Raw genomic sequence first — 23218 nt, 5'->3', positions numbered from 1 at the left:
GGCCGCGCGGACGCACGGGAAACTCCGCAGATTCTCCAGCTGTACGGCGACGTTGGCGACGGACAGCTTGTCGGCCGGCGACAACTGCACGCCGGTCGCCGGGTCCACGATGTCCGGGAGCGCGACCGCTCGCCGTACCGACGGCTCCAGGTGCCGTAGCCAGTTCTCCAGTCCCGATCCTTCGGGTACGTCGGCCGCGAGCGCGGCGGCCGCGGCGCCACAGGAGGAATGGCCGCAGACCACGATCGACTTCACCCCGAGGACGTCGACCGCGTACTCGATCGCGGCGTCGACGGAGTTGCTGTTCGATCCCTTGGGCGGCACGAGGTTCCCGATGTTGCGCACGCAGAACTGGTCGCCCGGTCCGCTGGTGGTGATCATCGTCGGCACGATCCGCGAGTCCGCACACGTGATGAACAGGTGTGCCGGTTGTTGTCCTTCCGCCGCGAGTTTCGCCAGCAACGCCCGGATCGGTACGTCGTCCAGCTGCTCACCCACCCGCTCGCTGCCGCCGCGGTACACCTCGACCGAGCCGCCGCGCGCGACGTGCCCGCGCCGCCAGTCCTCGATCGCCTCGGATGCCGCGTGGTCCAGATGATTCACCGTCAGATCGATCCGAACCGTCGCGCCTTGCGGAATCGATCGCAGCGTTCGCACCAGCGACGCAACTCCGAGGAACACCAGCGAACCACGGATCCGTACCATCCACACGCCGTTGACCTCGGTCGCTGTCACGGTTGCCCGCGCGAGCCGGTACAGCACGCGTGCGAGCGCAAGCACGAGACCGAGCAGCACGCCTTCGGCCAGTCCCAGTACGCCGACGCCGACCGCGGTCACGACGTACACGAGCAATTCGTCGTGCCGGCGCAGTGTGCGGATGTGGGCGAGCTGCACCAGGCGTAATCCGGTGACGAGCAGTACGCCGGCGAGCGCGGCCATCGGGATCAATTCGAGCATCGACCCCGCCGCGAGCACGAACGCTGCGATCCACACGCCGTGCAGGATCGCCGACGCGCGGGTGCGGGCGCCGGCCGCGACGTTCGTCGACGAGCGCACGATCACGCCGGTGACGGGCATCCCGCCGAGCGCACCGGACACCGCGTTCGCGGCGCCCTGGCCGATCAGTTCTCGATCGAGATTGCTCCGCCGACCGCGATGAAGCTTGTCGACGGCAACGGCCGACAGCAACGACTCGACGCTGGCGACGAGGGCAACCGTCAGTACGGCGGTGGCGATCTCGAGTGGTGTGCCCTCGGGCATCACCGGGAGGATCAGACTCTGCAGCGGGTTGTCCGGCAGATCGACCCGGGTCACGTCGGGCATGGTGACCGCTGCCAATGCGGTGACCGCCACGACGGCGACGAGTGGTGCCGGAATCCCCTTGACTTTAGGGATTCGCGGCCAGGCGAGAACGATCGCAACGGTGAGTACGCCGGCCACCACCGAGTGACCGTGGTGCGCGATCAGCTGCGCGGGGAGCGCGGTGACATTGGAGATCAACGAGCTCTGGGCTTTGCCGCCGAGCACCACGTGCAGCTGCTGGACGGCGATCGTGATGCCGATCCCAGCGAGCATGCCGTGGACGACGGCGGGGGAAAGAGACAGTGCCAGTCGACCGATTCGGGTGACGCCTAGCAGGATCTGTAGCAGGCCGGCCGCGCAGGTGATTGCGGCGGTCGCGGCCCAGCCGAACTGCATGACGAGTCCGGCGACGACAACGGTCAGGCCGGCGGCCGGGCCGCTGACCTGGAGCGGGGAGCCGCCGAGCGCGCCGGCGACGACACCGCCGACCACGGCGGCCACCAGGCCGGCGATCAGCGGCGCCCCGGACGCGGCGGCGATTCCTAGGGAAAGCGGTATTGCGATCAGGAAGACCACCAGCGAGGCCGGTAGGTCATGATGCAGAACGGTCTTCCAGGACAGACGGTCGCTGGGGGGAGAGTGGGAAGTGGTCGGCACGGGTCCTCCGGCGTCGGTGCTCAGGATTGCTCGGGCATCAGGCGTCGAAACAAAGAGTGTCGATCTGGTTACCCATCGTACTGACCCGATCAAGCCCAGAACAGCGACAATTCAAATTCGTTGCCTTCGGCCCGCGGCGCCGGAAACTGACGATTGCTCAGGGCATCGACCCGCCCGGATCCCGCTGGCTGTCGCTCGCACCTCGCACCTCGCGCAACAGCAACGGATAACCCCCCGCGTTCAGGGTTCTCCCCTCGTGCATCAGTAGAGAACCCCACACTCGAGGGGTGATCCGCTCGTCTGCTGGTCGACGTACGGCTCCCGAAGAGCTGCTCTCGCTGTGCTTAGTGTTCGCCCGCGAACAGGACGCGGCGGGCATGGTCGGTGTCGAGGTATTCGCGGACGGCGACGATCACGCCGTCCCGAACGATGAAGACCCCTCCACACCGGTTGTCATAGGCCTCGCCGTTCCGGGCCGTCGCCTGCGCCGTCCACTCGGCGAAAACCTGTTCACCGTCGACGATGACGTTGACCAGCGTGATCGTCACTGGTGCACCCGGCGCGAACAGGTTGCCCGCCGCCGCGCCGAGGAACTCGTCGACGACCATGTCCCGGCCCTTCCAGTCACCGGACAGCGGCAGGTCACCCGGATAGGTCCACACCACGTCCGGCGCGAAGCTCGCCCGGATCGTCGGCAGGTCACCCGCCGCCACTGCCTCGACGTACCGGGTCACGACTGTACTGGGATCCATCGGCGTTGCCTCCTCGTGCGACGTGGGTGCCAAGGTCAGTACGGCGTTGCCGCGGATGCGACGGTGCCGCAGGTCGTCGAGGACGGCATCGGTCCGGGACCAGTCCTCGACGCGACCGAGCTCGGGGTGGAGCCGCCCGGACCCGACCAGCCGAACCAGCGTTGCCAGGTCTTCGTCGTCGCGGCCGTGCACGTAGTGGAAGTGCCGGATGCGCGCGGCCTCCGGAGCGGTGAAGAAGTCGAAGAAGTCGAGCGTCACCGGTTGCCGGCTGGCCTCGCCGAACCAGATGAGATCACCGCCCGGCACCAGCTTCGACAACGCGACCGGCAGACTCTCACCACCGACGGACTCGAGCACCAGATCGAACGGTCCGCGTGCGTCCGGGACGTCGTACACCAGGGTCTCGGCGCCGAGCTCCAGCAGCCGCTCGCCGCGGGCAGGGGTTGAGACGACGGCTGTGACCGATGCACCGGCGCCGGCCGCGAGTTCGGTGAAGTAGTGCCCGACACCGCCGGCGGCGCCGGTCAGCAGGATCCGCCGGCCGATCACGCTGCCCGCCGTACGCAACAGGCGCAGCGCTGTCAGCCCGGCGAGCGGAAGCGCGGCGGCCTGCTCGAACGAGATGCTGTCCGGCAGTCCGGCGACCTGCGTGGCCGGTGCGATCACGTGCTCCGCCCAGCCCGAGTGTGGCAGATGCGCGACCACGCGGGTGCCGACCGGTGGACCGGTGGGGCCGGCCTCGATCACTCGGCCGGCGATGTCCTTACCCGGTCGCCAGCCGGCCCGCGGCGCCTCCAGTTGGAAGGTCTCACCGCGGTTGATCGAGAAGGCGGCCACCTCGATCACCATCTCGCCCGGGCCCGGCCGGACCTCGTCGACCTCGGCGAACCCGACTTTGCCGGTGTCCACCGGAACCACTGCTCTCATTGCTGTTTCACTCCTTCACCTAAACTCGACCCCGGACGACATGGACGCTACGAACCGGTCGCGGCGGGCGGAAGACAGCACTAATTACTGCTATGGGCACCTAATGGATACCGACCAGGTCAGAAGCAGGTGGGACGCCACGAAAGGCGCCTGCCCGACGCGTCAGGTGCTCGGCCGGATCGGCGACACCTGGACGATGCTGGTGATCAGCACGCTCGAGAAGGGCGGCACGCTGCGGTCCGGCCAGCTCAAGTCGATCATCGAGGGCATCACCCAGAAGATGCTCACCCAGACCCTGCGCAATCTCGAGCGGGACGGTGTCGTACGGCGTGATGTTCTTCCTACTGTGCCGGTGACGGTCAGCTATACGCTGACCCCGCTCGGCCTGAGCCTGGCCGCTGCCGTCGCGACGATGCGGACCTGGGCGTACGACCACATGGACGAGATCGCCGCTGCCCGCGACGAGTACGACGCGAATCGCTGAGGAGTCACGTGGAGCTGGAACTGTCCGGGAAGACCGCGGTGGTCACCGGTGCGAGCAAAGGGATCGGGCTGGCGTGTGTCGAGGCGCTCGCACGTGAGGGTGCGGTGGTCGTCGGCATTTCGCGGGACGCCGGGAACCTGGCGAAGGCACAGGAGGAGCTCGCCGCCAAAGGCTTGAGCTTCCAGGCCGAAGCGGTCGATCTGACCGACGCCGACGCGACGCGAGCCGCTTTCGAGCGGATCGGCGTACCGGACATCCTGATCAACTGCGCCGGCGCGGCCCGCCGGACACCGGTCGACGATTTGGACAGTACGGCGTTGCACGCCGCGATGGACGCGAAGTACTTCACGTACATGCACGCGACCGAGGCCGTCATCCGCGGGATGGCGGACCGCGGCAGCGGCGCGGTCGTGAACGTCGTCGGCCAGGGCGGCCGGGCCGCGAACCCGTTGCACATCGGGGGCGGTGCGGCCAACGCCGCGCTGATGCTGGCGTCGGCCGGCTACGCGAAGGCGTACGCGGGCCAGGGCGTCCGGGTGAACGTGATCAACCCCGGCATGACACGCACCTCCCGCGTCGACGAGGGGCTGGAAGCCGCAGTACGGGCGACCGGCAAGCCGAAGGACGAGCTGCTCCAGGAGATGGTCCGCGAGATCCCGATGGGCCGCGCCGGCGAGCCGGAGGAGGTCGCCGACGTCGCGATCTTCCTCGCCTCGCCCCGCGCCAGCTACGTCACCGCCTCGATCATCACCATGGACGGCGCGACCACCGCGGTCATCTGATTCACGGCTTGTTCACGTTGCCGTCGGTTGGTCGCTGTGTTGGGTTCGAGAACGGGGTGATCGGGCGCTCCTGCGGTACGTCGTCAATGGTGATGTCGACGTTCTCGTTGAAGAACGCGATGTGGCCGGCGACCGGGAGGAGAGGCGCGGTCGGGAAGTCGTAGGACCAGGCGACGTCCGGGACTGAGGGGACCGACCAGTACGCCGACGTACGGCCTTTGTACGGGCATGCGGTGACGGTGTCGGACGGGGTGAGGTGCTCCAGCTGGACGGAGGTTTTCGGGAAGTAGTAGCGCGGTGGCAGTCCGGTCTCGAAGACGATGACAGTCGCGGTGGAGTCGGCGAGAAGCTGGCCGGCGGCGCTGACCGTGATGTGGCGGGTGGACTTGATCGCGTCGACGCGGGAGTACGGGTTGCGTGGGTGGACGAAGACCTCCTCGTCCTCTTCGAACCAGCTGTCCAGCGCGTCCCACTGGAACCGCACCCGGCCCTTGGCGACGCCGTCGTCGTACACCCACGCCTTGCCGCTGCCGACGGTGTGCACTCGCGCGACGCCATGCTCGAACGTCTTGGTCTCGCCGGTGTCGGCCAGCACGCCGTCGGCGACGTCCGCGAGCGGGACGTAGTACTGCGGGTACGGCGGGAACTCCCAGAGGTAGATCGCGTCCGTCGTGTCGAGGACGACGCGGTCGTCGAGCATCGCGCGGATCCGCCGGGGGACCGGCGCGGTGCCGCCGGGCGGGATCAGGGGTTCGGGGTAGGCGCTCATTCGTCAAGTAAAGCGCGGGGCCGGCCCTGGTGGTGCCGGCCCCGCAGTCTTTTCGACCGGATCATTGGCCGGATCAGACGGTGATCCAGTCGATGTCGGCGATGTAGCCTCCTGCGTTGCTGACCTTGATCGAGTTCGATCCGGCGGTCAGCTTCATCGGGAGGTAGGTGACCTGTGGCGTACCCCAGTCGTTGTCGCCGAGGCCGTGGTAGTTCACCCAGTAACTGTCGGTGCCGTTGACCGTCAGCATGCTCTGCCGGCTGGTGTCCCCGTCGGTGTAGGCGATCTTCACCAGATACGTGCCCGTGGCCGGCACGGTGATGTCGTTGAGCGTCACCGTCGACGAGTAACCGATGTTGCCGATCTTCGAGCCGCCCGAGCAGAGCGTGCATCCGGACACACTCGCGTCGCCGGTCAGTGTGCTCGTCGGCGACTCGGCCTCGTAGCGCACCGGCCCGCCGGACTTCGAGGTGTACATGGTGATCCCGGCACTCGCATCCGACGTACGGCCGTACTTCACGCCCTTCACCGTGAAGGTGTACTGCGTCTGCGGCTGCAGCCCGCCCACCACGGTGCCCGGCGTCGTGCTCGTCGCCACCTGCTTGCCGTTGGCAAACACCTGGTACGACGTCGCGCCCGCACTCGGCCGCCAGTTCAGGGAAACCGACGTACGGCTGACGTCCGTCGCGGTCAGGTCGGCCGGGATGCTCACCGGCACGTACTGGTCAGGCGTGATCTTGTACAGCTTCGACCCGTGCGCGGGCAGCTGAACGCTGACCGAGCCGGAGACGTTGCGGGTGTTCTGGTTCGCCCAGATGTCGCGGACCGTGGCCTTCCCGCCGATGCCGAGCTGGTCGAAGTTGCCGGTCACCGTGGCAGGGGAGTCGGCCAGGTTGAACAGCGCGACCGTCGTACTGCCGTCCGCGTTCTGTGCGTACCAGACCTGCTGCAGCTGGTCCTGGTTCAGCGGACGCGCCGGGTTGCCGGACTGGTTGATCGCGATGACCTCGCGGTTCGTCAGCAGCTTCAAGCCGTACGCGTCCAGCTTGGTGAGGTCGTCGCCCGCGAACAGCGGCGCGGAGTTGATGGCCCAGAACGTCATGTAGGACTGGCGTTCCGCGTCCGTCAGGCCGTCCATCGCGCCGACGCCGACGTTGATCGCGTCCAGGTTGTTCCAGTGCCCGGGGCCGGCGTCGTCGATCCACTGCGGCAGATCCCACCAGCGGGCCTTCACCGAGCTGTCCCACTTGACGATCGTGTCGCAGTAGCACTCGACGTCGGTGTCGATCCGCCAGCCGTTCGAGTTCTGCTTCCACACGTCGGCGTACCGGTGGCTGAGCGACCAGGACAGCGTGTACATCATCGGCCGGCCGGCGTTCTGCACCGCGCGCCACCAGGCCTCGACGTCCTCGGTGTTGTTGTGGTTCGGGTCGTCCGGCGCACCCTTCCAGGAGCCGGGGCCGACGCCGTCCATCTTGATGAAGTCGACGCCCCAGCTGGCGAAGAGCCGGGCTATCGAATCGGCGTACTTCTGCGCGCACGGGCTCTCGTAGTTGATCTTGTACGCCGCGTCCCAGCCGTTGGTCTTGCGCAGGTCCGGGTACACGATGTCGCGCGTGAAGCACCCGGGCGCGTCGTAGATCGGGGTGTTGCCGTCGCGGTAGACGTCCGTGCCGAGCCCGACGACGGTGTAGATGCCGAACTTCAGGCCGAGCTTGTGGATGTCGTCACCGACCGCCTTCATGCCACGCGGGAACCGCTTCAGGTTGGCGACCGGGCGGCCGTACTCGTCACCGCCGTCCTGCCAGCCGGCGTCGACGTTGATGTACTCGTAGCCGTACGGCTTGAGCTTCGTGGCCAGGGCGTTCGCCTGGGTGAGGATGTTCTTCTCGCTGATGAAGCTGCCGGGGCCGTCGGGATTGACGCCCGGGTAGTTCGTCGACTGCAGACTCCAGCTGCTCCAGCCCATGTACGGCTTGGCAGCGATCTGCGGGTAGGCGGGTTTCTGGTCTTGGACTGCATCGGCTGGGGCGGTCACGGCTGCTGTAGACACCAGGGCGAGGGCAGCCAGGACGAGCGTCGTACGGCGTCTCAAGGACATGAAAACGTCCTCCGGGGGAGGAGTGAGCGGACGTCGTCGAGCCTAGGTCGGCTTAATTTACACAGTCAAGTATTGAGGTCCTGTTACTTCGTGTGACAGGACCGCCATGGAACCTTGATCAACTTCGCTCCGCGGCCGGGTCGTCGTACCAGCAACAGGCCGGCTCGTGAGGATGCCGGCTGGAGGCAGGAGGGGGTTCCGTCATCGTGAACACAAGGAAACTCGGCCGGACGGTGGTCGCCGCGGCCGGGGCGGCCGGTCTGGTCGCACTCGCGGCCGCCGGGGCGTCGGCGGCGTCATCGCCGGCACCTTTGAAGTTGGTTGCTGGAGGCACCGATGTCACTCTGGCCAGTGTCGAGGACTACGGCGTCGACCTGGATCTCGGTACGCATCTGGTGGCCGGCAACGCGCCGATCGACATCCGCGCCACACGAGCGTCGTACAGCTCGCCGGTGGTGGCGACGCAGTACGTCCACGGCAAGCCGGTCCGCAAGTTGCCGAACGGGCTTGTCACGGACTTCTCCGGACTGGGGAAGTTCCTGCACATCACGCTGACCGACGCCGCGGGCAAGAAGGTGCTCGAGAAGGACCAGGCGGTCTGCCTGAACGGCGACGGGTCGCGGACCCGTCCGGATGCCCCGGCAACCTCGCCGTACCCGGACGGCTGTACCGCGAATCCGTTCACCCAGGGTGCGGTCTGGGGACTGCAGACCGGGTGGTCGGCGCGGACGTACGGCGACGGGCAGCCGGTGCGGCTTGCCGTCGGCAAGTACAAGGCGACGGTGACCGTGAACAAGGCGTACCGGGACTTCTTCAAGATCCCCGCGAAGGACTCGTCGGTGAAGTTGAACGTCACGGTGCAGAAGTCCGACGCCTCGGGGGCTGCGAAGGTGAGCTCGCGTTCGGCGCCGCCGAAGCCGAACGCGGCGCGTCCGGTCAGTAAGGCGAGCGTCCCGAAGGGCCCGAAGCCGGACCTGCGGCCAGTGCCGGCGTGGGGGATCGTGGCCGCGCCGGGCGACGAAGGTACGCCGGACGCGAACAAGGACTTCCTGCAGTTCTCGGCGACCGTGTGGAACGCTGGCCCGTCGCCGCTGGTGCTCGACGGGTTCCGGCGACAGGGCAAGGACCTGATGGACGCGTACCAGTACTTCTACAACGCGCAGGGCAAGCAGGTCGGGTACCAGACCACCGGGACGCTGGAGTGGGACGGCCGGAACGGCCACAACCACTGGCACTTCACCGACTTCGCCCGCTACAGCCTGCTGAACGCCAAGCAGACCGAGGTGGTGCGCAGCCAGAAGGAGGCGTTCTGCCTGGCCGCGACGGACTCCATCGACTACACGGTGAAGAACGCGAACTGGCACCCGGGCAACACCGACCTGCACACCGCGTGCGGCGACCACGGCTCGCTGTCGGTTCGTGAGGTCCTCGACGTCGGCTCCGGCGACACCTACGAGCAGACATTGCCGGGTCAGTCCTTCGACATCACGAACCTGGCGAACGGCACGTACTACGTCCAGGTCACCGCCAACCCGGAGAACCGCCTGTTCGAGGCCAGCACGAAGAACAACGTCGCGCTCCGCAAGGTGGTCCTCGGCGGCACCAAGCACCACCGCACCGTGCAGGTGCCCCCAGTCGGCGTCATCAAAGCTCCCTGATGCCGCCCAGCCGGCCCGCCCGCCGGCACTCGCGCCCTCGGCCCTGATCCAGCCGGGGGCGCGAGCCTGTTCAAGGCCGACTTTGAGCACCCACCGACCAAATTTCCTGCTCGGAAATGGTTGGTGGGTGCTCAAGGTGGCCTGGGGCGGGACTGGGAAGGCAGCGCGGTCCCGCCCCAGGAGTTCAGTGGTGCTGGGGGCGGCGGCGGGCGTGGACCGGGCGGGCGTGGGAGTCCATGCGCGCGTGCTGCCGCCGACCGAGGACGAACGGGCGAGACGTGCGGCTGCGGATCGGGGCGCTCTCCGGGGCCGACAGTTGGATGTCGGCCGGCTGCAGGTTCACGCGGATCGGGACCTGGTGCCACGGGGAGCGGGTCCGGACCAGTACCAGCCGGAGTTGGCCGTCGCGCCGCAGCCGCAGGCCGATCGCGACCGTCGCCACCGCGGGGACCAGACCTGCGAGCATCAGCGCCGACCGGGCGCCGAAGTGCTGGGCCAGGAACCCGACGAGCGGCCCGCCGATCGCGCCGCCCCCGATGAAGACCAGGTTGTAGATCCCGGACACCCGGCCGCGCAGGCCGTCCGGCGTGGTCAGCTGGACCATCGACTGGGCCGCGGTCAGGAACATCAGCGTCGCCATTCCCATCGACGCCAGCACCGGGATGAACGTCCACAGCGAGGGCTGGATCGCGGCCAGTACCTCGGTGATCGTGAGCAGGCACGCGATACCGATCAGGTTCCGCAGGCGGGTCGGCCGGACGCGGCGGGCCGAGAGCAGGGCGCCTGCCAGGGCTCCGAACGCGACGACCGAGTTCAGTACGCCGTACCCCGAAGCGCCGGTGTGGAAGACGCGGTCGGCGAACGCGGTCAGCGTCACCGGCAGGCTGATGCAGAACATCCCGTAGATGCCGACCAGCGCGATCGCCCAGCGGACGGCCGGCTCGTGGAACGCGTACCGGACGCCGTCGCGCAGCCCGTCGCGGATCCGCATCCCGGCGCTCGCCTTGCGGGCCGCGTGGAACCCGGGCATCTCGCTCTCGCGCATCCGCAGCAGCGCGCTGATCGACGCGAAGAACGTCAGCCCGTTGAGCGCGAACGCCCAGCCCGCGCCGATCGTGCCGAGCAGCACACCGCCGAGCGCGGGGCCGATCAGGCTGCCGAGCTGGAACGTCGACGACACCATGCTGATCGCGTTCCGGACCGTGTCGCGCGGGACGAGTTCGGTGACGAACGACTGCCGGGTCGGGTTGTCGACCGCGGTCGCGAGACCGAGGACGAAGGCCATCGTGTAGACGTGCCAGACCTGGACGTGACCGGTGAAGGCGGTCAGGGCGAGGACGCCGGCACAGGTGCCCATCGTGATCTGCGTGACCAGCAGGATCTTCCGCTTCGGGAACCGGTCCGCGATCACGCCGCCGAACAGACCGAGCACGAGGGTGGGGAGGAACTGCAGCGCGGTCGTGATGCCGACCGCGGTGGCGCTGCCGGTGAGCGTGAGCACCAGCCAGTCCTGGGCGATGCGCTGGATCCAGCCGCCGGTCGAGCTGACCAGCAGTCCGCTGACCAGGAGGCGGAAGTTGCGGACCCGCAGTGCGCTGAAGGTGTCCTTGAAGCCGGGCCGGCGCGCTTGCGTCTCCCGGAGCTTGGTGGAGTCGGTGGTGCGGTGGAGATGGAAGTCGGTGGACGGGACAGTACCGGTGGCCCGGGAGGTCAAGAGCAATCCCTACACGAGTGGCTGGTCAGGGGAGGACATGTCCATCCTCAGGGTTGGGTGCTGAATTCCCCCAGCGAATTACTCCTATTAGTCTTATTGCGCCACGTTATGGGAAGGATATCGATGTACGACCCGGACCAGCTGCGGACGTTCCTCGCCGTCGCTCAGTCGCTCAGCTTCACCCAGGCGGCCGAGCGGCTGGGCATCCGGCAGCCGACGGTGAGTCAACATGTCCGCAAACTCGAGACGGCGGTCGGGCGGCCGCTGTTCGTCCGTGACACCCGCACTGTCACGCTGACCGCGGACGGCGAGGCGATGGCCGGGTTCGCCCGGACCATCCTCGCCGCGCACGAGGAGGCCGCCGGGTACTTCACCGGCTCGGAGTTGCGCGGCCGGCTGCGGTTCGGCGTGACCGACGACCTGGCGCTCACGCCGCTGCCGAAGATCCTCCGCGACTTCCGCCAACTGTATCCGCGGATCGACCTGGAACTGACCGTTGCCCAGAGCCCGAATCTGCTCCGCCGGGTCGAGTCCGGCCACCTGGACCTGGCCTACGTGAAGCACGGCGCCGGTGGCGGCTACGAGCCGAACGGCCGGCTGGTACGACGGGACCCGATGGTCTGGGCCGGGATCGCCGGGACCCGGATCGCGCCCGACGTCCCGGTCCCGCTGGTCGCGTACCAGGCGCCGTCGTTGAGCCGGTCGCTCGGCGTGCAGTCCCTCGAGCAGGCCGGCCGCACCTGCCGGATCACGTGCATCGTCCGCGGCGTCAACGGCGTACTCGCCGCTGTCCGCGCCGGCCTCGGGATCGCGATCTTCGCCCGCTCCCTGATGCCCGCCGACCTGGTCGAGCCGCCCCCGAGCGCCGGCCTGCCCGAGCTCCCCTCCATCGACCTGGTCCTCATCACCAACCCCCGCGCCGCGAAAGAACCCGCCGAGGCGTTGACGGCCGCCATCCTCGGCAGCAACGCCCCACTCAAGCCCGACGCCGGATGAGATCGGCAGCTCGACAGGAGGTATCCCGTCGGCGTGGCCGCGCTCACGCTCAGCAGGACAGCCGATCCGGCGTAGTGGGCGTATACGTACTGTCGAGCTGCAGCTAGACGAGTGCGTCTCCGCGCAGTACGAGCGAGATGATGCTGACGGCGGCGATGGCGATCGTGATGAGGAAGGGGGCGTTGCGCCACAGGAGGATCGTGGTCAGGAGGGCGGCGACGACTGCGAGGGCGATCCAGCCGATGACGCCGATCGCTCCGGACGGCGCGATGACCAGGAGACCGGTTGCTGTCGCCAACGGCAGCGGTGCGACGAGGCGGGCGTAGCGGCCGAGGCGTTGCGGCCAGCCGCGGACACCGGTGGCCAGGTCGTCGGCGAGATCGGGTACGACGTTTGCCAGATGGGCACCGATCCCCAGGAGGGCCCCCGCCGCAGTCGCCCACCACGGAGCCCAGACGTGCGCGGTGCCGAGCGTCACGAACGAGGGCAGTCCGCCGAACGCGACGGCGTACGGGAGCCAGGAGATCACGGTCGACTTGAGGCCCAGGTTGTACGCCCAGGCGCAGGCGACGAACAGCAGGTGCATCAATCCGGACGCGAAACCGTTGGCGAGGGAGACGGGAACGGTGACGACCAGCATCACGCCCGCGCCGACCGCGAGCGTCCGGCGACTCACCAGTCCACGCACCACTGGCTTGTCCCGGCGGTTCACAATGGTGTCGCGGGCGGCATCTATCGCGTCATTGCTCCAGCCGATCGAGAGGTGGCCGGTGAGGATCGTTGCTGCGACGAGGAGACACCCGGCCGGACTTCGCCCGGCCGACCACGCGACGGCGGTGACCAGCGCGGTGACCGCGACGGTCGGGCCCGGGTGGCACGCGAGAGCCAGACCCTTGACGGTCCGCAGCGCTCTCACCGACACAACGATGCCACGATGACGCGGATCGCAGCGGTCCGGCCCGCGCTTCCGCCGTACCGGTATCCGCAGTCGGAGCTCACGGCCGCGTTCGAGTCGATCTGTCTCCCGGACGGCCGCGGTACGGCGTTGCTCCGCCGGCTGCACGCGAACGCGGGAGTCTCGTATCGGCATCTCGCGCTGCCGCTCGAGCGGTACGCCGTACTCAAGGACTTCGGCGAGGCGAACGACGCGTGGATCGCGGCGGCCGTCGACCTCGGGGCCGAGGCGGTCGCGGGCGCGGTGAAGGACGCGGGGCTGACGCTCGACGATGTCGACGTACTGATGTTCACGACGGTGACCGGGGTCGCGGCGCCGTCGATCGATGCGCGGGTGGCGATGCGGCTGGGGATGCGGGAGGACGTGAAGCGGCTGCCGCTGTTCGGGCTGGGGTGTGTCGGGGGAGCGGCGGGGATCGCGCGGCTGCATGACTACTTGAAGGCGTGGCCGAAGCATGTCGCCGTACTGCTGTCGGTGGAGTTGTGTTCGTTGACGTTGCAGCGGGACGACTCGTCGTTGCCGAACCTGGTGGGCGGCGCGTTGTTCGGGGACGGCGCGGCGGCTGTGGTGCTGACGGGGTCGGAACATCCGGCGGCGTCGGGACCGTCCGTGGTGGCGACACGTTCGCGGCTCTACCCGGACTCGGAGCGGGTGATGGGGTGGGACGTCGGGTCGGGCGGGTTCCGGATCGTGCTCGGAGCCGACGTACCCGAGGTGGTGCGCCAGTACCTGGGTGATGACGTGCGCGGGTTCCTCGGGGATCACGGGCTGACCGTTCCGGACATCGGGACGTGGGTGAGTCATCCGGGCGGGCCGAAGGTGCTGGAGGCGGTGGCGGAGACGTTGTCGTTGCGGCCGGGCGCGCTCGAACTGACGTGGAAGTCGCTCGACGCGGTCGGCAACCTGTCGTCGTCCTCGGTGCTGCACGTCCTCGGTGACACCATGAGGCTGGATCCTGCAGGTCCTGGGGTGTTGCTGGCGATGGGTCCTGGTTTCTGTTCCGAGCTCGTGCTGATGGAGTGGTGATGTACGGCTGGTATCTGGGGTTGGTGCTGCTCGTCGCTGCTGAGCGGGTGGCCGAGCTGGTCGTGTCGCTGCGCAACGCGAAGTGGAGCTTCGCGCAGGGCGGCGTCGAGTCGGGGCGTCGGCACTATCCGTTCATGGTCGCGCTGCACACGTTGTTGCTGGCGGCGTGCATGGTGGAGGCGCTGCACCGGCCGTTCGTTCCGTGGCTCGGTTGGACGATGTTCGTGGTCGTGCTGCTGGCGCAGGGACTGCGCTGGTGGTGCATCACGGTGCTGGGTCATCAGTGGAACACGCGGGTGATCGTCGTACCGGGTCTCCGGCTGGTTGCACGTGGCCCCTACCGGTGGATCCGGCACCCGAACTACGTGGCGGTCGTGGCGGAGGGAATCGCCTTGCCGCTGGTGCACACGGCGTGGGTGACTGCGGTGGTGTTCACCTTGCTGAACATCCCGCTGCTGGCCGTCCGCATCCGCGCCGAGGAGGCCGCGTTGAAGTCCGCGCTGGTGACGTGATCGATCTTCTGGTAGCTGGTAGCGGTCCAGCAGGCGCAGCCACCGCGATCCGCGCTGCGCTCGCGGGATTGTCGGTTGTCGTGGTCGAGCCGCGCTCGGCGCCGATCGACAAGGCGTGCGGTGAGGGCATTGCCCACAGTGCCGTGTCCTACCTCGAGCGGTTGGGCGTGGAACTTTCCGGCCGTCCGTTCCACGGCATTCGCTATCTCGACGGACGACACAGCGTCGACGCCCGTTTCGCTGCTGGTCCGGGCCTCGGAGTGCGCCGTACGACGCTGCACGCCGCGCTGATGTCCCGGCTAGCAGCGCTAGATGTTCGGGTCCTTCGCGCCCGAGTCGGTCCCATCACGCAGAACACCACCTCCGTCACCGCCGCCGGCGTGACCGCCCGCTACCTGGCCGCCGCCGACGGCCTCCACTCACCCATCCGCCGCCAACTCGGTCTCCACTCACCGATCCGCCAACTCGGTCGCTGGCAACCGTCCCAACCGCTCTCCCGCTCTTCTTCTCCCGCGCCGCACGGCGCCGCAGGCGGCGTGCGGCGCGGACTCCGCCAGCACTTCGCTGTCTCGCCCTGGACCGACCTGGTCGAGGTCTACTGGTCAAAGCTCGGCGAGGCCTACGTGACCCCGGTCGCCGACGATCTCGTCGGCGTCGCCGTCCTCACCTCCGCGCGCGGCACCTTCGACTCACACCTCGACGCTTTCCCCCTGCTGAAGCGCCGGTTACGTGGTGCGGTTGCGGCGAGTGCCGTGATGGGCGCGGGTCCGCTCCGTCAACGCGTCAGCGCCCGCACCGCCGGCCGGGTCCTGCTCGTAGGCGACGCCGCCGGGTACGTCGACGCGCTCACCGGCGAAGGCATCGCGGTCGCCTTGCGTACCTCCGCCGAGCTGGTCGACTGCGTCCGCGCCGACCGCCCACAGGACTACGAGGCAGCTTGGCGCCGCGTCTCCTGGGAATGCCGCCTGCTCACCGCATCGTTGCTGTGGGCCCGCAACCGCCCGGTCCTCGCGCCGCGGATCGTCCCCGCCGCGGCCGCGCTCCCGAGCGTCTACCGCACCATCGTGAACCGGTTGTCCTAGGCAAGGTTTTTGGCGACGTCGTACGGCAACGTCGTAGGGCCCGGCAATCGCTCAGACAATCGCCGGGCCCCACGGGCGGCCCGAGCTTCCTGGTGAAAAGCTCGGACCCGCAGCCTTTCCGGCCCCCTGGTGAAGGGTCGGACCTGCTGACAAGGAAGACTCTGTCAGGCGGATGTTGCCCAGCAGTTGCCGGAATATGAAGCCTTGTTACAGAGGGCTGTGGCGTAGATCTCAGTGCCAGATATTCAGTGCCCGATGTTCAGTGCTCCGTACGGACCGCAGCGATCTGCAATTGCAACGCCAGCCGTTCGCGCGGATCCGACAGATCGAGCTCGGAGAGCTCCCCGATCCGTTTCATCCGGTGCCGCAACGTATTGGTGTGCAGGTGCAGTTCCCTCGCCGCCCGCTGCGGCTGCCCCGGAAAGTTCAGCCAGGCCTGCAACGTTTCCACGTACCCCGTGTCGTGCTCGATGTCGTGGCGGAGCAACGTCGCGAGCGGACCATCCATCTTGGTGGTATCAAGCGACGTGACTGCCCGGTGCACCGTCAGCACGTGCCACGCCTCTTCGACCCGCAACGCCGGCCCTGGCGCGACACCTCGCCGTACCAGACCCAACAGCTCGACCGCCTCGGCGCGTGAGCTCGGCAGATCCGCCGGACCGCGCGCGGGACCACCAGCAGCGGCGTACGTACCAGCCGACTGTTCGAGAACGAGTTTCTGCAACCAGGTCCATGACCCGGGTCCGTCAGTGTCTGTAACAACAGCCAGGACGGTCCCGTCGAGGTCAGCCAGCTGGGGCTCGCTCCAGCCGTGCCGGCGACCGGTCGACTCCCACAGGTCGAGTTGCTGCGGTACGTCGTACCCGTCGGGCGACCCGAGAGCCACAACCCGCCACGGCTGCCGCGGGAGCCGTACGTCGACCGGATTGTCCGGGGAGAACTGCCGCAGGAGCGTCCGCAGCCGGTCGATCGCACTCCGCCGCGCCACGTCGGCCTGAGCCCGCAGCCGCAACAGGTGCAAGGCGAGTACGGAGGCGGCGTTGCTGAGCTCCGCTGTGACCGCGTCACTCACCGGACCGTCGACAACGGCCCAGATGGACCCCAGCCACTCGCCACCAGCGCGGACCGGTACGACGAGACGCGGGCGGATGCCGTTCGGTCCGTCTGGGACCAGGAACGGCTCGCTGGATCGCGCTAGCCGTCGGAAGATGCCCCGGGCCCGGAAGTGTGCGATCACCTCGGGTGGTACTCGGCGTCCGACGATGGTCGACACACGAGTGGGGTCGGTGAAGTCCTGGCCGGAGGAGTACGCCAGGACCCTGGACTGGTTGTCCTCGATCGTCACAGGGGCGTCGACGATCGCAGCGGCGGCGTCTGCCAGTGCGAACAGCTCCTGGTGCACACCGGCGTCGCCAGCGGCGGGGGAGTCCGGTGCGGCCGCTCGGTCGAGTACACCGCGGAGTAGCCAGACCACGTGTGCCCACGTCACGCTCGGCTGCAATGCAACGAGGGTCATGGCTTCCCGCTCAGCTGCAGCCACCACGGTCGGCTGGTGCGCTAGCGCCGTACGGAGAACCACCCCTGAGGCGTTGCCGGCCGCGCAGCGCTCCACGAGCTCTACGGCGTCCTCTGCGTCGCGTAGACCGAGTCCGAGCACCAGGTCGCCCGGCTGGCCCGTCGCAGGTTCCTGCGGGTCGGCCAGGAAGACGTCCCGGACCTCACGGTCACCCTTGCCGGGCACTACGACCTCGAACAGGGCGGGACCGACGGCGACGATCAGGTCGGACGAGGAGATCATGCGCCCATTGTGCGGGTTATTGTGCGATGAGCACAGTCATTCGTCCCGGCAATGGTGTGATCGCACCATGACAGCCGCTGGTCGCGGCCCCACCATCGATACATGACCACAGCTGGTTCCACGTATCTGGTTCCCGATCGCGTCGCCGTCGTTGGCGCCGGGATGGTCGGCCTCGCCACCGCCTGGTTCCTCCAGGAGGCCGGCGTCGAGGTGACCGTGCTCGACCGTGAGGGCGTCGCCGCCGGCGCGTCCTGGGGCAACGCCGGCTGGCTGACGCCCGGCCTGGCCACGCCGCTCCCGGAACCAGCGGTCCTCAAGTACGGCGTCCGTGCGGTGCTGAGCCCTGCCTCACCGGTGTACGTGCCACCGACCGCGAGCCCGCGGCTCCTCAAGTTCCTCACCCGCTTCGCTCGCAACAGCACCGCCGGACGCTGGAAGACCGCCATGGACGCGCTGGTCCCGATCAACCGGCAGGCCCTGCCCGCGTTCGACTTCCTGGCGAAGGCCGGGGTCGAGGCGCAGACCTACGAGGCCAAGTCGTTCCTGGCCGCCTACCGGACCGTCGAGGAGCGCAAGGTGCTGCTCGAGGAGATCGAGCAGATCCACGCCGCCGGCCAGGGCATCGAGTTCGAGGCGATCAGCGGCGACGACGCCCGCGAGATCGAGCCGTCGCTGTCCGACCAGATCGGTGCGGCGATCCGGCTGCACGGCCAGCGGTTCATCAACCCGGGCGAGTACGTCCAGCTGCTCGCCGACTCGGTGATCGCGCGCGGCGGACAGATCATCAGCGGCGTGGTCGTGAAGGACATCGTCGACGAGATCCGCGGTGTCCGGCTCGTCACCGGTGACGGCGAGACCGATCCGTTCGACGCGGTCGTGATGGCGACCGGTGCGTGGCTGGGGGACCTGGCGCGGCAGTTCGGCGTCAAGACCGTCGTACAGGCCGGTCGCGGGTACAGCTTCAGCGTGCCGATGGCGCACGTACCGGCCGGTCCGGTGTACTTCCCGGCGCAGCGGATCGCCTGCACGCCGCTGGGCGACCGACTGCGGGTCGCCGGGATGATGGAGTTCCGCAAGCCCGAGGCGAAGCTCGACCCGCGCCGGATCGACGCGATCGTCGAGGCCGCCCGGCCGCTGCTGCGGGACGCAGACCTGGACGCCAGGACCTTCGAGTGGGTCGGGCCGCGGCCCTGCACCCCGGACGGCCTGCCGATCATCGGCGCGACCGCGTCACCGCGGGTGTTCGCCGCCGGCGGGCACGGGATGTGGGGCATCACGCTCGGCCCGATCACCGGCCAGTTGCTGGCCGAGACCATCACCACCGGCCGCGCGCCGGCGGAACTGCGTCCCTTCAACCCGCTCCGCTGACCTTCGGCAGGAGGGACCCCAACGACGTGGTCCCTCCATCTCGCTGACCGTCTCTTCGAGCAGCCCCTTCGGTGACCCTCCTCGGGCAGTACCTCACCTGCCCGCACCTCCTCAGGCCACCACGTTGCCGCTCCGGTCAGCCCTGAGAGCGGGCCCTGGCGTCTTTCTCCTGCCCAGGGCCCGCTCTTTTCTGTCGGTGGGCTGTGCGATTGTGCTTCCTCAGACTTCTGGGAGGGGTATGCCATGGTGCTGCGCTGGTACACCGTTGTGATCGACTGCCACGACGTACGCAAGCAAGCGGCCTGGTGGGCCGAGGCGTTCGGCTGGAAGACGATCATCGAGACCGACGAGGAATGCGTGAACGTGCCCGGCTGGGTCGAGCCGGACAGCATCAAGGACCTCCCGTGGGAGCGGATCGGCCCCGGGATGGTGTTCGTCCCCGTGCCCGAGAGCAAGACGCTGAAGAACCGCCTGCACCTCGACTTCGCGCCGCACACGAGCCAGGACCGCGACGCCGAAATCGCCCGCCTGGAAGCCCTCGGCGCCCAACGCGTGAACGTCGGCCAACCCGAGGGGCCCAGCTGGACAGTCCTGGCCGACCCAGAAGGCAACGAGTTCTGCGTCCTCAGCTCCCGCGACTTCTGAGCCGCGCATGCTCACCACGGATTCCACAGTGCCCGCGCACCGCGTCCCGGAGCTGACCGACCTCATGCGTACGGCGTGGTGGATGACCGACCGTACGCCGGTGGACGTCCGCCACCTGCTCGACCACTCGGACCTGGTCATCGCCATCACCAACCACCCAACGGACCAACTGGTCGGTTTCGCCCGAGTCCTCACCGACTACGCGTACGTCGCCCTCGTCCTCGACGTGATCGTCGCCGAAACCCACCGCGGTTCCGGCGTAGGCGCTGCCCTACTGGACGCCGTTGTCACGCACCCCGCACTGGCCGACGTCCGCAGCCTGGAACTCGTCTGCCAGCCCGACCTGATCCCCTTCTACCGCCGGTGGGGCTTCACCGAACAAGTCGGCACTTCCCGGCTCATGCGCCGTACCGCCGATCGCCGACTGACCGACTGAACGGCTGGCGTCGGACAAAGCGGATCCGGGGACTCGATGGAGTCCCCGGATCCGGTGAGCTGTTTGGATCAGTGGGTGTGCGGCTCGGTGCCGTGCTCGGCTTCGTGGGCGGCGATCTGGGCCTTGACCTCTTCCATGTCGACCGCGCGCAGCTGGCCGATCAGGTCCTCCAGGCTCGCGGCCGGAAGCGCACCCGCCTGGGAGTACAGGACGACGCCGTCGCGGACCGCCATCAGGGTCGGGATGGACCGGATCTGGAAGGCCTGGGCGAGCTCGCCCTGCGCCTCGGTGTCGACCTTGCCGAAGGTGATGTCACCGTGCTGCTCGGACGACTTCTCGAACACCGGCCCGAACATCTTGCACGGGCCACACCACTCGGCCCAGAAATCCACCAGGACGAGACCGTCGCTACCGACCACGTCGTTGAAGTTCTCCTGGGTCAGCTCGACCGTTGCCACTACGACCTCCGAAAGTAGATGAGTACGTGTGTCAACACGGACCGGCGGCCGAATTGTTCCCGCATCCCGGCCAGGTACGCCGGCCGTTCTCGTACGCCGTACGACCTGACCGGAATGCGGAGTCTCGTATGTGACCTGGGCCACGTTGTGTCAGATGGGCATGTCCACGAAGGGTGACGCGTAGTCCCTGACCTCGTCGAGGATCGAGGCGGCGGCCTCCGGGGTGAGGTCGGCGCGCTCGCGCTCCGCGACGATCATCTGCCGCAGCAGCCGGGTCTCACCCGCGGTAGCGAGACCGGTGATCTCGGGATGCCCGTTCAGCAGCCACGCGGTCGCGGCGGTGATGTAGCGCTGCTCGTCGAACGGCCGGTACCAGGTGTCGTACGACTTCTCCTCGCCCTCCTGCCAGTTCCGCCGGGCAATCATCTTGATCGTCATCAGCGCCGCGTCCGACGCCTTGACGGCCTCCACGAGCGCCGCGTAGTCATCGGCGTACTGCGGATCCGTGGACAGCTTGTAGTTCAGCGGCGTCAGCACGCTGTCGAAGTCGAACCGGCGCAGCCCCTCGGTGTGCACCGACGGCGCCTGCGCGGTGTGGCCGGTGATGCCGATCGCGCGGACCATGCCCTCGTCCTTGGCCCGGATCGCCGCTTCCAGCGATCCGCCCTTGCCGGTCACGAGATCGAGGTTCTCCAGGTCGCACACGGCGTGCATCTGGATCAGGTCGACGTGGTCGGTCTGCAACCGCTCCAGGGACCGGTTGATCTCGCTCCAGGCCTCCTCGAACGTCCGGCGCCCGGTCTTGGTGGCGAGGAAGATCCGGTCCCGGATCTCCGGCATCCGCGGTCCGAGGCGGAGCTCGGCGTCGCCGTAGTCGGCGGCCACGTCGAAGTGGTTGAGGCCGGCGTCGAGCGCTTCCTGGATCGACGCGTCGGCGCGGTCCTGGTCGACGCCGCCGAGCGATGCGGCGCCGTAGATCAGCACCGAGCTCTGGTGGCCGAGTCTGCCCAGTCGGCGAGTTTCCATCCTGGTCCTCCGGGGGTAGCAGGGATCACTCCGACCTTATGCCCGGAAGCGCTCGCGGCAAGCGGTTGTCCACAGCCGATTTTGACCCCTTCGCCACGGGAGAGTTTTCCACAGGCGGACCGCCGCATCGGTTACTATGAGTGATCACTTGATGCGTTCCTTACCATGTTGTTCGCACGGATTTTCGAACCTGTCCGCGGCGTGTGGCATGGTGTGCGCTGCCCGCCCGACCCGAGCGGGCATGAGAGAGGAGCTATGACGACGGTACCGAAGGTGTCACGCTTGGCCGGTAAAAGTGACGGCGAGGGTGACACTGCCCGCGAGTGGGGTAACAGTATGGCAGCGGGGAGCGATGAACCATCCGGATCCTGGCCTCAGGTCTCCCGGAGTGCGGTCGCTTGCCGTATTCTCCCGGCTACTGTCCGCGTAACTGCTGTCTGAGGGGCGGGTAGGGATGAGTTGGTGGCGAACGTTGCTGAATCTGCCGCCAAAAGGTGAGCACTGGTCGGACCAGCGCAGGACAGATCAGCGCCGGAAGAAGGCGGGCAAAGGACGCCCGCAAAGCACCGCGCCGGAGTGGTGGGCCCACCCCGGCGGGCCGGTGTCACCTACCCCTCGCCAGGCGCAGGGTGTAGCCGCGCAGTACGCCGCTCCCCAGGGCCAGCCTCCGCAGAACCCGGCGCCGCCGCCCGGTGGCGTGATGGCTCCGCCGCGTCGTCCTGGTGCGCGCCCTCCGGAGACACCGCCGCAGGGCCCGGCGCCTCGCACCCCCGAACGCTTGAAACAGCGTTCGCCCCACGGCGCGCACGCGGCGCCGGGACCGGTCCGCGAGGTGCTGGAGCCCGGACAGACACCGTGGTCGACCGAACCGGAGTCCTCTTTCTCCACATGGGCCCGGCGGTTCTTCCGCGGCCTCGTGGTCGTCGTACTGCTGCTGGCTGCGATCAGTGGCATCCGCTCCTGGATCGCACCCAACAAGACGCCGGAGACGGTGGTCAGCGGGCAGAGCAGCTTCCCCTCCGCAGAGGCGAGTGCGGTCGCGACGCGGTACGCCATGTCGTACCTGACCTGGGACGAGAGCAACCCCAACGCCCGTCCGGCGCAGATCGGCCTCGACCTGGCCGCCGGCCTGGACAGCGCCGCCGGCTGGAACGGCCGCGGCAAGCAGACCGCCGACGTCGCGTATCCGGGGGAGGTCACGGCCGACTCCAACGGCATCACGGCCGTCGTGGACGTCCGGGTCCGCGTGTACACGTTCACCAAGCGGGGCAGCAGTTGGGCCGCCGGCCCGATCGCCTGGCAGCGCATCTCGGTCCCGGTCGCGCGGACCGCGTCGCGGGTCGTGGTCAGCGGACCGCCGACGTTCGTACCGGACGAGCGGGCGCCGCTGCCGAGCAACATGCCGGAGGCCGGCAAGCCGGACGACGACCTGACCGCCGCGACCGAGACGGATGCGGAAGCGTTCTTCGCGGCGTATGCCGAGTCCGACAAGAAGGTGTCCGCGGTGACCGCACCCGGTTCGACCATCCGCAGCCTGAACGGTGCGGTGAAGTTCAGTGAACTCAAGGACTGGCAGGTGTACGCCGGCAACGACGACGAGCGGCGGGCGACCGCGGCCGTCACCTGGGACGGGGTGGGTGACACCACTCTGAGCCAGACCTACACGCTCACGCTGAGGCGTACTGTCGCCACGGACGGAGCACAGCGATGGCAAGTGGCTGCCGTCGGATGAATCCAGCTACTGGCCATCGGATGACCGAGGCAACAAGG

General features: G+C 68.4%; 19 protein-coding genes and 1 pseudogene. 11 read left to right on the top strand and 9 right to left on the bottom strand.

Annotated features, from left to right (window positions below):
• Positions 1 to 9 precede the first annotated feature (9 nt).
• Both EV647_RS06330 and EV647_RS06325 read right to left on the bottom strand, forming a co-directional pair.
• Positions 10 to 1959, bottom strand: a pseudogene (locus EV647_RS06330) (bifunctional SulP family inorganic anion transporter/carbonic anhydrase); the annotation flags it as partial.
• Between the two features lie 344 nt (positions 1960 to 2303).
• On the bottom strand, positions 2304 to 3638 hold the full coding sequence (locus EV647_RS06325) for a nuclear transport factor 2 family protein (RefSeq protein ID WP_133999765.1): 1335 nt from the start codon (positions 3636 to 3638) through the stop codon (positions 2304 to 2306).
• A gap of 103 nt (positions 3639 to 3741) precedes the next feature.
• On the opposite strand from EV647_RS06325, the gene EV647_RS06320 reads away from it, so the two are divergent.
• On the top strand, positions 3742 to 4122 hold the full coding sequence (locus tag EV647_RS06320) for a helix-turn-helix domain-containing protein (RefSeq protein WP_133781452.1): 381 nt from the start codon (positions 3742 to 3744) through the stop codon (positions 4120 to 4122).
• Positions 4123 to 4130: 8 nt separating this feature from the next.
• Positions 4131 to 4904, top strand: a complete 774-nt coding sequence (locus EV647_RS06315; RefSeq protein WP_133999762.1) for an SDR family NAD(P)-dependent oxidoreductase — start codon at positions 4131 to 4133, stop codon at positions 4902 to 4904.
• Position 4905: 1 nt separating this feature from the next.
• Here EV647_RS06315 and EV647_RS06310 read toward each other — a convergent pair whose 3' ends face one another.
• Together EV647_RS06310 and EV647_RS06305 are read right to left on the bottom strand one after the other, a co-directional pair.
• Complete coding sequence (locus EV647_RS06310) at positions 4906 to 5673, bottom strand: DUF427 domain-containing protein (protein ID WP_133999759.1); 768 nt, start codon at positions 5671 to 5673, stop codon at positions 4906 to 4908.
• Positions 5674 to 5746: 73 nt separating this feature from the next.
• Positions 5747 to 7774, bottom strand: a complete 2028-nt coding sequence (locus tag EV647_RS06305; RefSeq protein WP_133999756.1) for a CBM35 domain-containing protein — start codon at positions 7772 to 7774, stop codon at positions 5747 to 5749.
• Positions 7775 to 7980: 206 nt separating this feature from the next.
• Here EV647_RS06305 and EV647_RS06300 point away from each other — a divergent pair, with 206 nt between their 5' ends.
• Entirely contained in the window at positions 7981 to 9432 is a 1452-nt protein-coding gene (locus EV647_RS06300; protein ID WP_238177052.1) for a lysyl oxidase family protein, read from the top strand.
• A 184-nt stretch (positions 9433 to 9616) separates the two neighbouring features.
• Here EV647_RS06300 and EV647_RS06295 read toward each other — a convergent pair whose 3' ends face one another.
• Positions 9617 to 11146 (bottom strand): MFS transporter, encoded by a 1530-nt coding sequence (locus EV647_RS06295; RefSeq protein WP_133999750.1) that lies wholly within the window; start codon positions 11144 to 11146, stop codon positions 9617 to 9619.
• Positions 11147 to 11269: 123 nt separating this feature from the next.
• Here EV647_RS06295 and EV647_RS06290 point away from each other — a divergent pair, with 123 nt between their 5' ends.
• Positions 11270 to 12142, top strand: coding sequence for a LysR substrate-binding domain-containing protein (locus EV647_RS06290; RefSeq protein WP_130380615.1), 873 nt, complete (start codon positions 11270 to 11272; stop codon positions 12140 to 12142).
• Between the two features lie 103 nt (positions 12143 to 12245).
• Here the strand turns inward: EV647_RS06290 and EV647_RS06285 are convergent, their stop codons facing one another.
• Positions 12246 to 13058 (bottom strand): UbiA family prenyltransferase, encoded by an 813-nt coding sequence (locus EV647_RS06285; RefSeq protein ID WP_238177051.1) that lies wholly within the window; start codon positions 13056 to 13058, stop codon positions 12246 to 12248.
• Positions 13059 to 13076: 18 nt separating this feature from the next.
• On the opposite strand from EV647_RS06285, the gene EV647_RS06280 reads away from it, so the two are divergent.
• Genes EV647_RS06280 through EV647_RS06270 form a run of 3 tightly spaced genes read left to right on the top strand, consistent with a single transcriptional unit; the run spans position 13077 to position 15717 of the window.
• Positions 13077 to 14123 carry a type III polyketide synthase gene (locus tag EV647_RS06280; RefSeq protein WP_133999744.1) on the top strand — a complete coding sequence of 349 codons (1047 nt, stop codon included), beginning with the start codon at positions 13077 to 13079 and terminating at the stop codon, positions 14121 to 14123.
• Positions 14123 to 14635 (top strand): isoprenylcysteine carboxyl methyltransferase family protein, encoded by a 513-nt coding sequence (locus tag EV647_RS06275; protein ID WP_133999741.1) that lies wholly within the window; start codon positions 14123 to 14125, stop codon positions 14633 to 14635. The genes EV647_RS06280 and EV647_RS06275 overlap by 1 nt, the downstream gene beginning before the upstream one ends.
• Positions 14632 to 15717, top strand: a complete 1086-nt coding sequence (locus EV647_RS06270) for an NAD(P)/FAD-dependent oxidoreductase (protein WP_133999736.1) — start codon at positions 14632 to 14634, stop codon at positions 15715 to 15717. The genes EV647_RS06275 and EV647_RS06270 overlap by 4 nt, the downstream gene beginning before the upstream one ends.
• A gap of 259 nt (positions 15718 to 15976) precedes the next feature.
• Here EV647_RS06270 and EV647_RS06265 read toward each other — a convergent pair whose 3' ends face one another.
• Positions 15977 to 17515: a CdaR family transcriptional regulator gene (locus EV647_RS06265; RefSeq protein ID WP_133999732.1), complete on the bottom strand. Its 1539-nt coding sequence runs from the start codon at positions 17513 to 17515 to the stop codon at positions 15977 to 15979.
• A 102-nt stretch (positions 17516 to 17617) separates the two neighbouring features.
• Between EV647_RS06265 and EV647_RS06260 the strand changes: the two genes are divergently transcribed.
• From EV647_RS06260 to EV647_RS06250, 3 genes are all read left to right on the top strand, one after another.
• Complete coding sequence (locus EV647_RS06260; protein ID WP_133999729.1) at positions 17618 to 18883, top strand: FAD-binding oxidoreductase; 1266 nt, start codon at positions 17618 to 17620, stop codon at positions 18881 to 18883.
• 243 nt (positions 18884 to 19126) lie between these two features.
• Entirely contained in the window at positions 19127 to 19528 is a 402-nt protein-coding gene (locus EV647_RS06255; protein WP_133999726.1) for a VOC family protein, read from the top strand.
• Between the two features lie 7 nt (positions 19529 to 19535).
• Positions 19536 to 19964 (top strand): GNAT family N-acetyltransferase, encoded by a 429-nt coding sequence (locus EV647_RS06250; RefSeq protein WP_133999723.1) that lies wholly within the window; start codon positions 19536 to 19538, stop codon positions 19962 to 19964.
• Positions 19965 to 20032: 68 nt separating this feature from the next.
• Here EV647_RS06250 and trxA read toward each other — a convergent pair whose 3' ends face one another.
• The gene (gene trxA, locus EV647_RS06245) at positions 20033 to 20422 is read right to left on the bottom strand and encodes a thioredoxin (protein ID WP_133999720.1); all 390 of its coding nucleotides are present in this window, start codon (positions 20420 to 20422) and stop codon (positions 20033 to 20035) included.
• Between the two features lie 150 nt (positions 20423 to 20572).
• A complete protein-coding gene (locus EV647_RS06240; RefSeq protein ID WP_133999717.1) occupies positions 20573 to 21448 on the bottom strand; it encodes an aldo/keto reductase in 876 nt (291 codons plus the stop codon).
• A 778-nt stretch (positions 21449 to 22226) separates the two neighbouring features.
• Between EV647_RS06240 and EV647_RS06235 the strand changes: the two genes are divergently transcribed.
• On the top strand, positions 22227 to 23180 hold the full coding sequence (locus tag EV647_RS06235) for a conjugal transfer protein (RefSeq protein ID WP_133999713.1): 954 nt from the start codon (positions 22227 to 22229) through the stop codon (positions 23178 to 23180).
• Positions 23181 to 23218: the final 38 nt, after the last annotated feature.

Source organism: Kribbella sp. VKM Ac-2566 (assembly GCF_004366005.1).
Lineage (GTDB): Bacteria > Actinomycetota > Actinomycetes > Propionibacteriales > Kribbellaceae > Kribbella > Kribbella pratensis.
This window is presented reverse-complemented; position numbering and strand designations above follow the sequence as displayed.